Annotated in this window: 15 protein-coding genes; 10 read left to right on the top strand and 5 right to left on the bottom strand. The window is 73.6% G+C overall.

Annotated features, from left to right (window positions below; translation table 11 throughout):
* Window positions 1–7: 7 nt before the first annotated feature.
* Complete coding sequence (locus FQY79_RS09095; RefSeq protein WP_146312614.1) at window positions 8–1,039, bottom strand: class 1 fructose-bisphosphatase; 1,032 nt, start codon at window positions 1,037–1,039, stop codon at window positions 8–10.
* 106 nt (window positions 1,040–1,145) lie between these two features.
* Between FQY79_RS09095 and ttcA the strand changes: the two genes are divergently transcribed.
* From ttcA to FQY79_RS09075, 4 genes are all read left to right on the top strand, one after another.
* Window positions 1,146–2,051, top strand: coding sequence for a tRNA 2-thiocytidine(32) synthetase TtcA (gene ttcA, locus FQY79_RS09090; RefSeq protein ID WP_146312613.1), 906 nt, complete (start codon window positions 1,146–1,148; stop codon window positions 2,049–2,051).
* 103 nt (window positions 2,052–2,154) lie between these two features.
* The gene (locus FQY79_RS09085) at window positions 2,155–3,060 is read left to right on the top strand and encodes a recombination-associated protein RdgC (RefSeq protein ID WP_146312612.1); all 906 of its coding nucleotides are present in this window, start codon (window positions 2,155–2,157) and stop codon (window positions 3,058–3,060) included.
* 27 nt (window positions 3,061–3,087) lie between these two features.
* The gene (locus FQY79_RS09080) at window positions 3,088–3,870 is read left to right on the top strand and encodes a M48 family metallopeptidase (RefSeq protein ID WP_146312611.1); all 783 of its coding nucleotides are present in this window, start codon (window positions 3,088–3,090) and stop codon (window positions 3,868–3,870) included.
* Between the two features lie 142 nt (window positions 3,871–4,012).
* On the top strand, window positions 4,013–4,507 hold the full coding sequence (locus FQY79_RS09075; protein ID WP_146312610.1) for a hypothetical protein: 495 nt from the start codon (window positions 4,013–4,015) through the stop codon (window positions 4,505–4,507).
* Window positions 4,508–4,517: 10 nt separating this feature from the next.
* On the opposite strand, the gene FQY79_RS09070 is transcribed toward FQY79_RS09075, so the two are convergent.
* Both FQY79_RS09070 and hemH read right to left on the bottom strand, forming a co-directional pair.
* Window positions 4,518–5,387 carry an alpha/beta fold hydrolase gene (locus FQY79_RS09070; protein WP_146312609.1) on the bottom strand — a complete coding sequence of 290 codons (870 nt, stop codon included), beginning with the start codon at window positions 5,385–5,387 and terminating at the stop codon, window positions 4,518–4,520.
* The gene (gene hemH / locus FQY79_RS09065; RefSeq protein ID WP_146312608.1) at window positions 5,387–6,376 is read right to left on the bottom strand and encodes a ferrochelatase; all 990 of its coding nucleotides are present in this window, start codon (window positions 6,374–6,376) and stop codon (window positions 5,387–5,389) included. The genes FQY79_RS09070 and hemH overlap by 1 nt, the downstream gene beginning before the upstream one ends.
* Window positions 6,377–6,551: 175 nt before the next feature.
* Here hemH and FQY79_RS09060 point away from each other — a divergent pair, with 175 nt between their 5' ends.
* From FQY79_RS09060 to FQY79_RS09040, 5 genes are all read left to right on the top strand, one after another.
* Window positions 6,552–7,424 (top strand): lipid-binding SYLF domain-containing protein, encoded by an 873-nt coding sequence (locus FQY79_RS09060; protein ID WP_425463203.1) that lies wholly within the window; start codon window positions 6,552–6,554, stop codon window positions 7,422–7,424.
* 86 nt (window positions 7,425–7,510) lie between these two features.
* Window positions 7,511–7,747, top strand: a complete 237-nt coding sequence (gene tatA, locus FQY79_RS09055; protein WP_146312606.1) for a Sec-independent protein translocase subunit TatA — start codon at window positions 7,511–7,513, stop codon at window positions 7,745–7,747.
* Between the two features lie 24 nt (window positions 7,748–7,771).
* Window positions 7,772–8,230, top strand: a complete 459-nt coding sequence (gene tatB / locus FQY79_RS09050) for a Sec-independent protein translocase protein TatB (RefSeq protein ID WP_146312605.1) — start codon at window positions 7,772–7,774, stop codon at window positions 8,228–8,230.
* Entirely contained in the window at window positions 8,214–8,987 is a 774-nt protein-coding gene (gene tatC / locus FQY79_RS09045; RefSeq protein WP_146312604.1) for a twin-arginine translocase subunit TatC, read from the top strand. The genes tatB and tatC overlap by 17 nt, the downstream gene beginning before the upstream one ends.
* Window positions 8,984–9,688, top strand: a complete 705-nt coding sequence (locus tag FQY79_RS09040) for an RDD family protein (protein ID WP_146312603.1) — start codon at window positions 8,984–8,986, stop codon at window positions 9,686–9,688. The genes tatC and FQY79_RS09040 overlap by 4 nt, the downstream gene beginning before the upstream one ends.
* A gap of 70 nt (window positions 9,689–9,758) precedes the next feature.
* Here the strand turns inward: FQY79_RS09040 and FQY79_RS09035 are convergent, their stop codons facing one another.
* Window positions 9,759–10,676 (bottom strand): hypothetical protein, encoded by a 918-nt coding sequence (locus FQY79_RS09035; RefSeq protein WP_146312602.1) that lies wholly within the window; start codon window positions 10,674–10,676, stop codon window positions 9,759–9,761.
* A 103-nt stretch (window positions 10,677–10,779) separates the two neighbouring features.
* Complete coding sequence (locus FQY79_RS09030) at window positions 10,780–12,588, bottom strand: GspE/PulE family protein (protein ID WP_146312601.1); 1,809 nt, start codon at window positions 12,586–12,588, stop codon at window positions 10,780–10,782.
* 90 nt (window positions 12,589–12,678) lie between these two features.
* Here FQY79_RS09030 and glyQ point away from each other — a divergent pair, with 90 nt between their 5' ends.
* Window positions 12,679–13,584, top strand: a complete 906-nt coding sequence (glyQ, locus tag FQY79_RS09025) for a glycine--tRNA ligase subunit alpha (RefSeq protein ID WP_146312600.1) — start codon at window positions 12,679–12,681, stop codon at window positions 13,582–13,584.
* Window positions 13,585–13,687 lie beyond the last annotated feature (103 nt).

Here is a 13,687-nt window from a genome sequence, read left to right as displayed (position 1 = left end):
AAGGCGCTCAGCCGCGCGCGTCGTGCTCGCGGTGGTAGCGGGTGGCCGCCTCGACCTCGTCCTTCGACCCCAGGAACACCGCCACCCGCTCGTGCAGCGAACCGGGCTGGATGTCGAGGATCCGGCGCCGGCCGTCGGTGGCCGCGCCGCCGGCCTGCTCGACCAGCATCGCCATCGGGTTGGCCTCGTACATCAGCCGCAGCTTGCCGGGGCGGTCGGGCTCGCGCCGGTCCCAGGGGTAGATGAAGATGCCGCCGCGGGTCAGGATGCGGTGCACGTCGGCCACCATCGAGGCGATCCAGCGCATGTTGTAGTCCTTGCCGCGCGGCCCCTCGCGGCCGGCGAGCAGGTCGGCCACGTAGGCCTGCATCGGCGGCTCCCAGTGGCGCTGGTTGGACATGTTGATCGCGAACTCCCTCGTCGACTCCGGGATCCGCACGTCACGCCGGGTGAGCACGAACGATCCCTGCTCGCGGTCGAGGGTGAACACGTGGGTGCCGTGGCCGACGCTCAGTACCAGCAGCGTGCTCGGGCCGTAGACGCAGTAGCCGGCCGCGACCTGGGCGCTGCCGGGCTGCAGGAAATGCGCGTCCTCCGGTTCGCCGGCGCCGTCGGGCGCGCGCAGCACCGAGAAGATCGTGCCGATCGACACGTTCACGTCGATGTTGCTGCTGCCGTCGAGCGGATCGAACAGCAGCAGGTAATTGCCGCGCGGGAACGCATCGGGGATCGGCTGGCAGTGCTCCATCTCCTCCGAGGCGCACGCGGCCAGGTGCCCGCCCCAGGCGTTGGCCTCGAGCAGGATCTCGTTGGACAGCACGTCGAGCTTCTTCTGCGCCTCGCCCTGGACGTTGACGCTGCTGGCGCCGGCGCCGCTGACCGCGTCGCCGAGCACGTCGCTCAGCGCGCCCTTGCCCACCGCCACCGAGATCCGCTTGCAGGCGCGCGCCACCACCTCGATCAGCAGCCGCAGCTGCGGATTGATGTGGCCCTCGCGCTGGGCCTCGATCAGGAAACGGGTCAGTGACATCCGCGACACGGCGACACCTCCGGGAGGAACGGGATGCGGCCATTGTCGCCCGTTCCCGCGCGGAAAGCTCCGCCTGCGGCGGGACGCCGGGCCAGGACCCCGGTAAAATCGCGCCATGAACACCGTCCTCCCCCTCGCCGAACCCGCCAGCCGGCGCGATCCCCGCGCCGCCGCGCGCGAGGCGGCCAAGCTGGCCAAGCGCCTGCGCCACCAGGTCGGCAAGGCGATCGCCGACTTCGGCATGATCGAGGACGGCGACCGGGTGATGGTGTGCCTGTCCGGCGGCAAGGACAGCTACACCCTGCTCGACATCCTGCTGCAGCTGCAGAAGAAGGCGCCGGTGTCGTTCTCGATCACCGCGGTCAACCTCGACCAGAAGCAGCCCGGGTTCCCGGAGCACGTGCTGCCGGAATACCTGCGCTCGATCGGCGTCGACTACCACATCATCGAGCAGGACACCTACTCGGTGGTCACGCGCGTGGTGCCCGAGGGCAAGACCATGTGCTCGCTGTGCTCGCGCCTGCGCCGCGGCGCGCTGTACACCTACGCCGAGCAGAACGGCTTCACCAGGATCGCGCTCGGCCACCACCGCGACGACATGGTGGCGACGTTCTTCCTCAACCTGTTCTTCCACGCCAGGCTCTCGGGCATGCCGCCCAAGCTGCTCAGCGACGACGGCAGGCACGTGGTGATCCGGCCGCTGGCCTACGTGCGCGAGGCCGACATCGCCGCCTACGCGGAGCACCGCGGCTTCCCGATCATCCCCTGCAACCTGTGCGGCTCACAGGAGAACCTGCAGCGCAAGCAGGTGCAGAAGATGATGGCGCAGTGGGAGCGCGAATCGCCGGGCCGGATCGAGACCATCGCCCGCGCGCTGGGCGACATCCGCCCCTCGCAGCTGGCCGACCCGGCGCTGTTCGACTTCCTCTCGCTGGGCCGGCGCGATCCCGGCACGCCGCCGCCCGATGCGCACGCCTGGCTGGCCGGCGAACCGCACGCCCCGCCGGGCGACGGCTCCTGACCCGCACCGCCGCGACGCCGCCGCCGCGCCTGCCGCACCGGCACGGCGCCGGCGCCCCGCCCCGTTCCCGATCCACGCCCCCTTCCCCGACACGGTCCCGCAGATGTTCTTCCGCAACCTCACGATGTTCCGCTTCCCCACCTCGCTGGACCTGTCCTCGCTCGAGGAACTGCTGGCCGGGCATCCGCTCAAGCCGGTCGGCGCGCTGGAGCTGTCCTCGCGCGGCTTCGTACCGCCGTTCGGCCGCGAGGGCGAGGCGTTCTCGCACCGCGTCGGCCAGTCGGCATGGATCACGCTCGGCGGCGAGGACCGGCTGCTGCCGTCCTCCGTGGTCAACGACATGCTCGCCAAGCGCATCGCCGAGGTGGAGGAGAAGCAGGGCCGGCGCCCGGGCGGGCGCATGCGCAAGCAGATGAAGGACGACCTGGTGCACGAGCTGCTGCCGCGCGCGTTCGTGCGTCCCTCGCGCACCGACGCGCTGCTCGACCTCGGCCACGGCGTGTGCGTGGTGGACACCTCCAGCCGCAAGACCGGCGAGACCGTGGTCTCGGAGATCCGCCACGCGCTGGGCAGCTTCCCGGCGCTGCCGCTCAACGCCGAGGTCGCGCCGCGCAGCGTGCTCACCGGCTGGATCGCCGGCGATCGGCTGCCCGACGGCCTGTCGCTGGGCGAGGAATGCGAGCTGCGCGACCCGGCCGAGCACGGCGCGGTGGTGAAGTGCCAGCGCCAGGAACTCCAGTCCGACGAGATCGCCAGGCACCTGGAATCGGGCAAGCAGGTCACGCGCCTGGCCCTGGTGCTCGACGACCACGCCTCGTTCGTGCTCGGCGAGGACCTGGTGGTGCGCAAGTTCAAGCTGCTCGACGGCGCGGTCGACCAGCTCGAGTCCACCGAGCGCGACGACGTCCGCGCCGAGCTCGACGCGCGCTTCGCGCTGATGGCCGCGGAGTTCTCGCGCCTGTTCACGGTGCTCGAGGGCGCGCTGAAGCTCTCGCGCGCCGATGCGTAGGCCGCGGCCACCCGCTAGCATTCCCCCATGCCCTCGCTGTTCCGACTGTCGCCCCCGGCAGACCCGACGACGTCGCGCCTGCAGCGCGACAGCATCGCCTTCGTCCTCTCCGACGGCCGCCGGATCGACGTGCTGCGGGTGCGCGACCCGCGCGCCAGGCGCCTGCGCCTGAGCGTGGGCGAACGCGGGCCGCGCCTGACCCTGCCGCCGCGGGTGAGCCTGGCCGCGGGCGAGCGGTTCCTGCTCGAGCACCGCGACTGGCTGACCCACCAGCTGGCGCCGCGCGAGGATGACGTGCAGCCGCTGGTGCCGGGCGAGCCCGGCGCGGTCCCGCTGCGTGGCGATCGCCTGGCGCTGCGCTGGGAGGGCGGGCGCGCCGCGCGGGCCCTGCTTGAGGACGACGCGGTGGTGCTGCAGCTGCCGCCGCGCGCCGGCGCGGCCGCGGCCGCGCGCGCGCTGCGCGATTTCTACGAGGCCCAGGCCCGGGCCGACATCGGCCGCTGGCTGCCGGCCTACCTGCCCGGCCTGCCGCGGCCGCCGCGGCGGATCCGGCTGCGGGTGCTGTCCTCGCAGTGGGGCTCGCTGGCCCCCGACGGCACCCTCACCCTGGACCTGGCCCTGGTGCTGGGACGGCCGAGCGCGTTCCACTACGTGCTGGTGCACGAACTCTGCCACCTGGTGCACGCCGACCACTCGCGCGCTTTCTGGCGCGAGGTGGAGCGCCGCTGCCCCGACTGGCGCGACGAACGCGACTACTTCCGCGAGGAAGGGCGGCGGCTCAAGGCCGCCCTGCACGTGCTGGTGGGCTGAAGGCGGCCCCCGCGCGGCGCGCCGGCGCCCGCCCGGACGCCGCCGACGGTGCCCCCTCCCGCCGCGTGGCCGCTCCGCCGCGCGCGCCGCGTTAACCGGGGGGAACCGTGGCCCGATCCCGAATGCCGACCCGAGTGGTGCGATGAGCCCTGTCCCGACCCGCGCGATCCGCCTGTCGCTGGCCGTCCTCGCCGCGCTCGCGCTGCTGGGCGGCTGCCAGCGCGCCGGCAATCCGATCGCCGCGGCGATCGGACACGCCGCCCGCGGGGCCGGCGACGCGGGACCGGCGGCGGCCGGCGACCGCGACTCGCTGCCGCTGCCGCCGGGCTTTCCCGACGACGTCTTCCTGCCCGCGGGCTACCGCGTGAACAGCGTGATGTCCCTGCCGCAGGCCAGCGTGCTGAGCCTGAGCGTGCCGGGCGACGTCGACGCCCTGCTCGCCGCCGCCGAGGCGGCGATGCGCGAGGACGGCTGGACCCGGACCCTGTCGGCGCGGCATTCGGCCGACACCGCGATGCTGGCGTTCGAGAAGCCCGGAACCGCCGGCACCCGCAACGCGACCCTCTCGTTCAGCCGCAACGTCGGCGACGAACGCGTGATCCTCGGCGTGCAGCTGCGGGAGCTGCGGCGGCAGTAGCCGGCCGCGCTCAGTCGGCCTCGGCCAGGAAGCCGCCGATCGCGGCCGCCACGGCGGCCGGCTGCTCCATGTGCAGGTGGTGGCCGCCGGGCAGCACCAGCAGTTCCCCGCGCGGCAGCAGCGCCGCCCGCTCGCTGCGCTCGGGTTCGGGCAGGTAGGGCTGCGGCGGGTCGGCATGGATGACCCGGGTCGGGCATTCGATCCCGGCGATCAGCGCCCGCACCTGTTCCTCGGTCGGGCGCAGCATGGTGGTCACGGTCAGGCGCGGGTCGCTGCTCCATTCCCAGCCGCTGCCGCCGCCATCCAGCGCGACCGGGCGCGTGCCGCGTTCGACCAGCAGCCTGGCGGCCGCCTCTTCCATCGCGCCGACGCGGGCCATCATCCGCGCCCGCACCGCGGTTTCCAGGTCGGGAAACGCGCGCAGGCGCTTGCCGCGCAACGCGCGGGTGGAGGCGACCGCCTGGCGCAGGCGCGGCACGGTGTTTTCGGGGGTGTCGGGCAGCGCGCCGAGCGCCTCGATCGCGACCAGCCGGCGCACCCGCTCCGGGCAGGCCGCGGCCACCAGGCTGGAGATCCCGGCGCCCATCGAATGCCCGAGCAGGGCGAAACGCTCCCAGCCCAGGGCGTCGGCCACGTCCAGCACCAGGTGCACGGCGGCGGCGAACGAGTAGTCCGCGCCCGGCGGCAGGTGCGCGCTGCGGCCGTGCCCGGGCAGGTCGATGGCGACCAGCTCGATGCCCTCCAGGTGCGCGGCCAGCGGCACGAAGCTGGCCGCGTTGTCGAGCCAGCCGTGCAGCGCCAGTACCGGCGGCCGCCCGGCCTCGCCCCAGCGCAGTCCGCGGACGGTCCCGCCCGGCAGTTCGACGGCCAGCTCGCGCATCAGCCCGCGCGGTCCCAGGCCGCCAGCTCGCGACGGACGATCGCGGCCAGCGCCGCGGCGTGGTCGGGGGCATCGTTGAGGCAGGGGATGTAGCGCAGGCGGCTGCCGCCGGCCTCGCGGAACAGCTGCGCGTTCTCGATCGCGATCTCCTCCAGCGTCTCCAGGCAGTCGGTGGCGAAGCCGGGGCACACCACGTCCAGCTCGCGCACGCCCTCGGCGGCCAGCGCGCGCACGGTGGCGTCGGTCGCCGGGCCCAGCCAGCGCTCGCGGCCGAAGCGCGACTGGTAGGACATCGCGTATCCGGACGGATCCAGCCCCAGCGCGCGCGCGATCGCGGCCACGCTGGCCTGGCACTGCGCGGCGTAGGGATCGCCGCCGTCGACCAGCCGCTGCGGCAGGCCATGGAACGAGAACAGCAGCCGCTGCCCGCGCCCGTGCGCGGCCCAGTGGGCCCGGATCGAGGCCGCCACCGCGTCCACCCAGCCCGGGTCGGTGGCGTAGTCCTCGACCACGCGCGCCTGCATCGGGCCGCGTTCGCGCTCCACCAGCGCGGCCACCGTGCCGGTGGTGGTGGACGAGTACTGCGGATACAGCGGCAGCACCAGCAACCGCTCCACGCCGGCACCGGCCAGCGCGCGCAGGCGTGCGTCCAGCGCGGGCTCGGCGTAGCGCATCGCGTGGTCGACCAGCACCTGCGGCAACAGCCCCTGCAGCCGTGCGGCCAGGCGCTGCGTATGCACCGCCAGCGGCGAACCGCCTTCCATCCAGATCCCGGCGTATTTCCTCGCCACCCGCGCCGAGCGCAGCGGCAGCACCAGCCCGTGCAGCAGCGGCCACCACACCAGCCGGGGGATCTGCACCACGTAGGGATCGGACAGGAACTGGGCCAGGTAGCGGCGCACCGCGCCGGGGGTCGGCGCCTGCGGGGTGCCGAGGTTGACCAGCAGCACGGCGGTGCCGGACGCGATGGGAGCGGGGGCGGTCGTCATCGGCATAGGATGGCAGGCCGCGGCGGGACGCGCACGGCGGCCGGCGGGGACGCTGCGGTGCACCGGCGCAACTCATCCGCGATTCATCGCCCCGTCACTAGCCTGAGCCGTCGCCGCGACGCGCGGCGGGCCGTCCACCGTGGAGTCCGACATGACCGCTTCCCGCACCCGTTCCCTGCCGCGCCGCCTGGTCGCCGTGGCGCTGCTGGCGCTGTCGCTGGCGTCCGCCGGCGCGGTCGCCGGCCCCGAGGAGGACGAACGCGCGCGCAACGCGGTGCGGGTGCTCACCGAGGTCCAGGCGATCCCCGAGTCGGCGATCCCCGACAAGCTGCTCGACGAGGCGCGGGCGATCGTGGTGGTCCCCGACACGCTCAAGGTCGGGCTGGTGTTCGGCGGCCGCCGCGGCCACGGCCTGCTGTCGGTGAAGTCGCCCGACGGCACCTGGTCCAACCCCAGCTTCGTCACCCTCACCGGCGGCAGCATCGGCCTGCAGGCCGGCGTGCAGTCGGCCGACGTGGTGCTGGTGTTCCGCAACGACCGCAGCCTCGAGTCGATCGTCAACGGCAAGGTGACCCTGGGCGCCGACGCCGGCGTGGCCGCCGGGCCGGTGGGCCGCAACGCCGCCGCCGCGACCGACGGCCAGCTCAAGGCCGAGATCTGGTCCTGGTCGCGCGCGCGCGGCCTGTTCGCCGGCGTGGCCCTGGACGGCGCGGTGCTGCGGATCGACCACGACGCCAACCAGGTCGTCTACGGCGCCGGCACCACCCCGCGCATGATCCTGGAGGGCCGCATCCAGCAGCCGCCCTCGGGCGCGGTGGTGGCCTTCCGCGACCAGCTCGAGGAGGCCACCGCGGCGGCCCGCGCGGCCCGCGGCACCTCGGGCTCACCGGCCCCGGCGACGGCCGCCGTGCCTGCGCCGCAGCCCGACCCCGCCACGGCCAGCACCGCGCCGCTGCTGGAGGCGCCGCAGTCCGGCCCGCAGCCGGGCGCGTTCGAGCCGGTCCACGACAATCCCGCGCTGGTCGAGCCGCTCCCCGAAATCCCCTGATCGCGCGGGCGGGCGCCGGGCACGGTCCCGCCACGCGGGCTGGAGTATCCTGAGCGCCTCTCCTCACGGTTCGGCGGGAACACGCAATGGGTAGTTTCAGCATCTGGCATTGGCTGATCGTGCTGGTCGTGGTGCTGCTGGTATTCGGCACCAAGCGCCTGCGCGGCGCCGGCCGCGACCTGGGCGAGGCGGTGAAGGGGTTCAAGAAGGGCATGGCCGACGACGACCGGCCGGCCGCCGAGCTCGACCACAAGTCCGAGGCCGGCGAGCGCGAGGGCACCGCGCCGGGCAAGTCCCGGCAGGACGACTCGGTGTCGCGCTGAGGCCGCGGGTTCGCGGCCGCCTCCATGTTCGACATCGGCTTCAGCGAACTGCTGCTGGTCGCGGTGGTCGCCCTGGTCGTGCTCGGCCCCGAGCGCCTGCCCAAGGCGGCGCGGTTCGCCGGGCTGTGGGTGCGGCGCGCACGCGCGCAGTGGTACTCGGTGAAGTCCGAGCTCGAGCGCGAACTGGCCGCCGAGGAGCTCAAGCGCAGCATGGACGAGGCCCGCAAGGCGGCCGCGCAGCTGGAGCAGACGATGCGCGAGACCGAGGCCGAGGTGCAGGCCAAGGCCCGCGCGGCCGAAGAGGAGGCGCGGCGCGGGATCGAGGGCCTGCGCCGCGACCTGGCCGGGACGCCCGCGCCCGGGACGGCCGGCGCGCCGGCGGCCGATCCCGCCGACGCGACCGCGGCCGGCGACGCGTCACGGCAGCCCGGGTTGCCGGGCATCGACGACGGACACGACGGGGACGATGGCCAGCAGCGCTGAAGACGACGACGGCTCGGGCAGCCTGATCGAGCACCTGGTCGAACTGCGCACGCGCCTGCTGCGGGCGATCGCCGGCCTGGGCATCGCCCTGCTCGCGCTGCTGCCGTTCGCCAACCGCCTGTACGGCTGGTTCGCCCGGCCGCTGCTGGAGAAACTGCCCGAGGGCGCGCACCTGATCGCGGTCGAGGTGGCCTCGCCGTTCTTCGCCCCGCTCAAGCTGGCGCTGTTCGCCGCGCTGCTGCTGACCATGCCGTGGTTGCTGTACCAGGCCTGGGCCTTCGTCGCGCCCGGCCTGTACCGGCGCGAGAAGCGCCTGGCCCTGCCGCTGCTGGTCTCGGCGGTGCTGTTGTTCTACATCGGCTGCGCGTTCGCCTTCTTCCTGGTGCTGCCGGCGGTGTTCGGCTTCCTCACCGCGATCACGCCCGACGGCGTGGCGATGATGACCGACATCAACGCCTACCTGAACTTCGTGCTGGTGATCTTCCTCGCCTTCGGCATCAGCTTCGAGCTGCCGGTGGCGCTGGTGATCCTGGTGCTGCTGGGCTGGGTGACCCCGGCGCAGCTGCGCGAATGGCGCGGCTACGCGGTGGTCGGCGTGTTCATCGTCGCGGCGGTGATCACGCCGCCGGACGTGGTGTCGCAGCTGATGCTGGCGATCCCGATGTGCCTGCTGTACGAGGCCGGGATCATCGCCGCGCGGCTGCTGGCGCCCAAGACGGAGGACGCGGCGGAGGACGGGGCCGCCGGCGACGCATGAACGCAGCGCCCGGGCCGGAGCAGGTGCCGGCCGGACTGCTGCGCCGCTACCTGGCCTGGTCGCTGGACATGCTGGTGCCGGTGGCGTTGGCGCTGGCCGCGTGCGCCGGCCGCATCGCCGCGGCGTCGGCACGCGCGACCGCTGCGCTGGAGGCCATCGCGCAGCGGATGGCGCAGGCCATGGTCGACGCCCTGGTGCACGGCACCGGCGCGCTGGCGCTGGCGCGCGGCTGGCTGCGCGATCCCGCCTGGCGCGAGGCGGTCACCGCGCTGTCGGGCGCGGTCGCCGACGCGGTGGTGGCGCCTGCGCTGCTGGCCGCGCTGCTGGCCCTGGCCTGGTTCGCGGGGTTCGAAGCCTCGCCGTTGCAGGCCACGCCGGGCAAGCGCGCGCTCGGCCTGCGGGTCGTGGACGCGCGGGGCGCGCGGCTGGCTCTCGGGCGCGCGGCGCTGCGCCACCTTGCCGGGACGCTGTCCTGGCTCAGCCTCAACCTCGGCCACCTGCTGGCGGCCCTGCCGCCGCGGCACCAGGCGCTGCACGACCGCCTCGCCGGGACGCGCGTGCTCCAGCGTGCCGGGGCGCGGCTACCGGCCTGGTCGCTCGCCTGGCTGGGGCTGCAGCTGCTCGCAGCCGTGGCCGCGGGCGCATGCCTGTTGGCGGCCACGCAGCAGGCGATCGAACGCGCCTTCGACGCCCTCCTCTAGCCGCGGCTCCCGCCGGTGCCGCGCGCGGCGCCGGCACGGCCCGCGCCGGATCTCGCGGCCGCGGGCGGCATCAGAGTTCCACCTGGTTCCCCGGCAGCGTCGGCGGCGCCGGCGGCGCCCCGCAGACGTCGCGCCACATGTGGTACATGACGCCGAACATCACCACGTACATCAGCAGGATCATGCCCAGGTAGAGCGGCGCGACCAACAACATCCCGAGCGCCGGATGGACCAGGCTGCCGACCAGCATCAGCAGCCCGCCGACCAGCATCAGCACCAGGAACAGGGCGAACAGCGCCAACACCGACAGCACCGCGAGCACCACGATCGGCAGCAGGTTGCGCAGCGCCCCCGCGAGCCCGTCGCGCACCGCCCCCAGCACGCCGCGCCCGCCCAGGGCCACCTGGCCGAAGCCGATCGCGTAGGCGCCGCCCAGGAACATGCCCAGCAGCAGGCCCAGGCCCAGCACCTTGCCCAGGCCCGGCGGCGGATCGGGCAGGTCGCCGGGCTGGATCGGCCGGCCGGCGGCTTCGACCTGCAGCTGCATGACCTGCGCGTACCACTCCGGCAGCCCCTCGCCCAGGGTGCCGACCAGTACGCCGAAGACCAGCAGGTAGAGCGCGCTCATCAGCAGGCCGAACCCGACCAGCCGTCCCCCGCCGCGACCGGCGCGGAACGGCTCGAACACCGCGCCCGGCGCGGTGGGGCGGCCGTGCTCGGCCGCGTCGATCACCCGCAGCACGCCACCGATGAGCAGCGGGAACACGACCAGCGAGGCCAGGGTGGCAAGCCCGCCCACCACCATCGCCGACTGCGGGCTGCCGGACAGCGCCGACTGCAGCCCCATCTGCAGCAGGCTCGGCACCAGCGCCAGCGCGGCGACGATGGCGATCGCGCCGATCACCGCGCGCGGGTTGTTGCGCCCGAGGTTGACCGCCCGAGCCAGCCAGGACCACCCGGCGCCCGGCCCCATGGTTCGCGTCGACATGCCAGTCCGTTCCACCATTCAGACGTGGCCCACGCCACGATGGCGACATGCTACTGCATCGCCGGCGCGGCGCCGGGCGGTGGCGATCGACGCGACGCGGCCGTCACTCGGTCGGCGGCAGCACCGTCAGCACCTCCTCCACCGTGGTCAGGCCGCGCGCGACCTTTTCCGCGGCGGCCACGCGCAGGGTCCGCAGGCCTTCGCCGACCGCGGCGCGGGTGAAGGCGGCCAGTTCCATGTCGGGGCGGACCAGCGCGCGCAGGCGCGGGGTGACCGGCATCAGCTCGTAGATGCCCACCCGCCCCAGGTAGCCGGTCTTGCGGCACTCCAGGCAACCGACCGGACCGCAGGTGCCGGTGGGAATGGGCGGTGCGTCGGGGCCGGGGAACAGCGCGCGCCACGCTTCGGGCGCGAGCGGGCGCGGCGCCTTGCAGTGCGGACACAGGGTGCGCACCAGGCGCTGGGCGAGGATGCCGTTGAGGGTGGAGGCGATCAGGTAGTGCGGCAGGCCGAGGTCGAGCAGGCGGGTGATCGCCGAGGGCGCGTCGTTGGTGTGCAGGGTCGAGAGCACCAGGTGGCCGGTGAGCGAGGCCTGCACCGCCATCTGCGCGGTGTCCAGGTCGCGGATCTCGCCGATCATGATGATGTCCGGATCCTGGCGCAGCAGGGTGCGCACGCCCTGGGCGAAGCCCAGGTCGATCGCGTGGTGCACCTGCATCTGGTTGAGCTCGGGCGCGATCATCTCGATCGGATCCTCGACCGTGCACACGTTGACGTCGGAGGTGGCCAGCCGCTTGAGCGTGGAGTACAGCGTGGTGGTCTTGCCCGAGCCGGTGGGGCCGGTGACCAGCACGATCCCGTGCGGGCGGCTGGTGAGCTCCTTCCAGGTCGCCGCCTCGCCCGGGTCGAAGCCGAGCTGCTCGATGTCCTTGAACGCGGTGTCCGGGTCGAAGATGCGCATCACGCACTTCTCACCGAAGGCGGTGGGCATGGTGGACAGGCGCATCTCCACCTCGCGCCCGCCCGGCGAGCGGGTCTTGATGCGGCCGTCCTGCGGCCGCCGGCGCTCGGCCAGGTCCATGCGCCCGAGCACCTTGATCCGCGAGACCACCGCGGTCATCACCGGCGGCGGCATCTCGAACACCTGGTGCAGCACGCCGTCGATCCGGAAGCGCACCCGGCCGACGTCGCGGCGCGGCTCGAGGTGGATGTCGGAGGCGCGCTGCTCGTAGGCGTACTGCAGCAGCCAGTCGACGATGTTGACGATGTGGTGGTCGTCGGCATTGACGTCGCCGGCGCGGCCCAGCTCGACCAGCTGCTCGAAGCTCGGCGCCTGGCTGCCCTTCTCGCCGCCGTCCTGCTGTGCGCCGCGCACCGAGCGGGTGACGCCGTAGAACTCCATCGTGTAGCGGTGCAGGTCGAGCGGGTTGGCGACCACCAGCTCGATTTCCCGCCGCAGCAGGCGCTGGATGTCAGGCAGCCAGTCCAGCGCAAGCGGCTCGCTGGTGGCGATGCGCACGCGGTCCGGGCGCACTTCCACCGGCAGGATCCGGTGCCGGCGGGCGTAGGCGTGCGAGACCACGTCGGTGACCTCGGCGACCACGATCCTGGTCGGATCGATGCGCAGGTAGGGGCGGCCGCTGGCCTCGGCCAGCCACTCGGTCAACGCCTCCAGGCCCAGCTCGCTGCCCGGGCGCAGGGCCGAGGGCAGCTTGAGGTTGGCCAGCAGTACCAGCGGATGCACCGCCTCGAGTCCGCGCACGTGGCGGGCGCTGGCGCGCGCGTGCTCGGCGTCCTTGCGCGCCAGCAGGCCGTCGGCCTCGAGCGCGGCGACCACCGGCTCGAGAGCCAGCCGCCCCGGCGGCAGGCGCGCGTGGGCGGCGGCCGATGGCCTGGCGAGTGGTTCGTTCACGCGTGGCTCCGTGCCGGCCGGCGCCGGTCGCTTCGGGGTCCACCGTATACTAGCGCCCCTGCGCCAGCCGCCGAATCCCGTTTCCAGCCGATGACCGGACCCACGTTCCAGGAACTGATCGCCCGCCTCGACGCGTACTGGGCGGCGCAGGGCTGCGTGCTGGTCCAGCCGCTCGACCTGGAGGTCGGCGCCGGCACCTTCCATCCGGCCACCTTCCTGCGTGCGATCGGGCCCGAGCCGTGGAACGCGGCCTACGTGCAGCCCTCGCGCCGCCCCACCGACGGCCGCTACGGCGAGAACCCCAACCGCCTGCAGCACTACTACCAGTACCAGGTGGTGATGAAGCCCAACCCGGACAACATCGTCGAGCGCTACTTCGGCTCGCTGAAGGAACTCGGGATCGATCCGCTGGTGCACGACCTGCGCCTGGTCGAGGACAACTGGGAATCGCCCACGCTCGGCGCCTGGGGCCTGGGCTGGGAGGTCTGGCTCAACGGCATGGAGATCACCCAGTTCACCTACTTCCAGCAGGCCGGCGGCCTGGAGTGCCGGCCGGTGCTGGGCGAGATCACCTACGGCCTTGAGCGGCTGTGCATGTACCTGCAGGACTGCGACAACGTCTACGACCTGGTCTGGACGGTCGGGCCGCAGGGCGTGGTGACCTACGGCGACGTGTTCCTGCAGAACGAGCGCGAGCAGAGCGCCTACAACTTCGAGCACGCCGACGTGGCCGAGCTGTTCCACCGCTTCGACGCCTGCGAGGCCGAGGCCCTGAAGCTGGTCGAGGCCGGCTTGCCGCTGCCGGCCTACGACCAGGTGTGCAAGGCCAGCCACAGCTTCAACCTGCTCGACGCGCGCCGCGCGATCAGCGTCACCGAGCGCCAGCGCTACATCCTGCGCGTGCGCAGGCTGGCGCAGGCGGTGGCGCAGGCGTACCACGAGCAGCGCCGGAAGCTGGGCTTCCCCGGTTTGAAGACCCCGCCCAGGGCGGCCTGACCTCCTTCCTTCCCCCGCGCGCGGGGGAAGGTGCCCGAAGGGCGGATGGGGGCTCGCCGCGCGCCCCCACCCCGGCCCTCCCCCGCAAGCGGGGAGGGAGACG

The sequence above is a fragment of the Luteimonas wenzhouensis genome (assembly GCF_007859305.1).
Classification (GTDB): Bacteria; Pseudomonadota; Gammaproteobacteria; order Xanthomonadales; family Xanthomonadaceae; genus Luteimonas; species Luteimonas wenzhouensis.
Note: the sequence above shows the minus strand (reverse complement) of the source record. Positions and strands in the feature narration are given on the sequence as shown.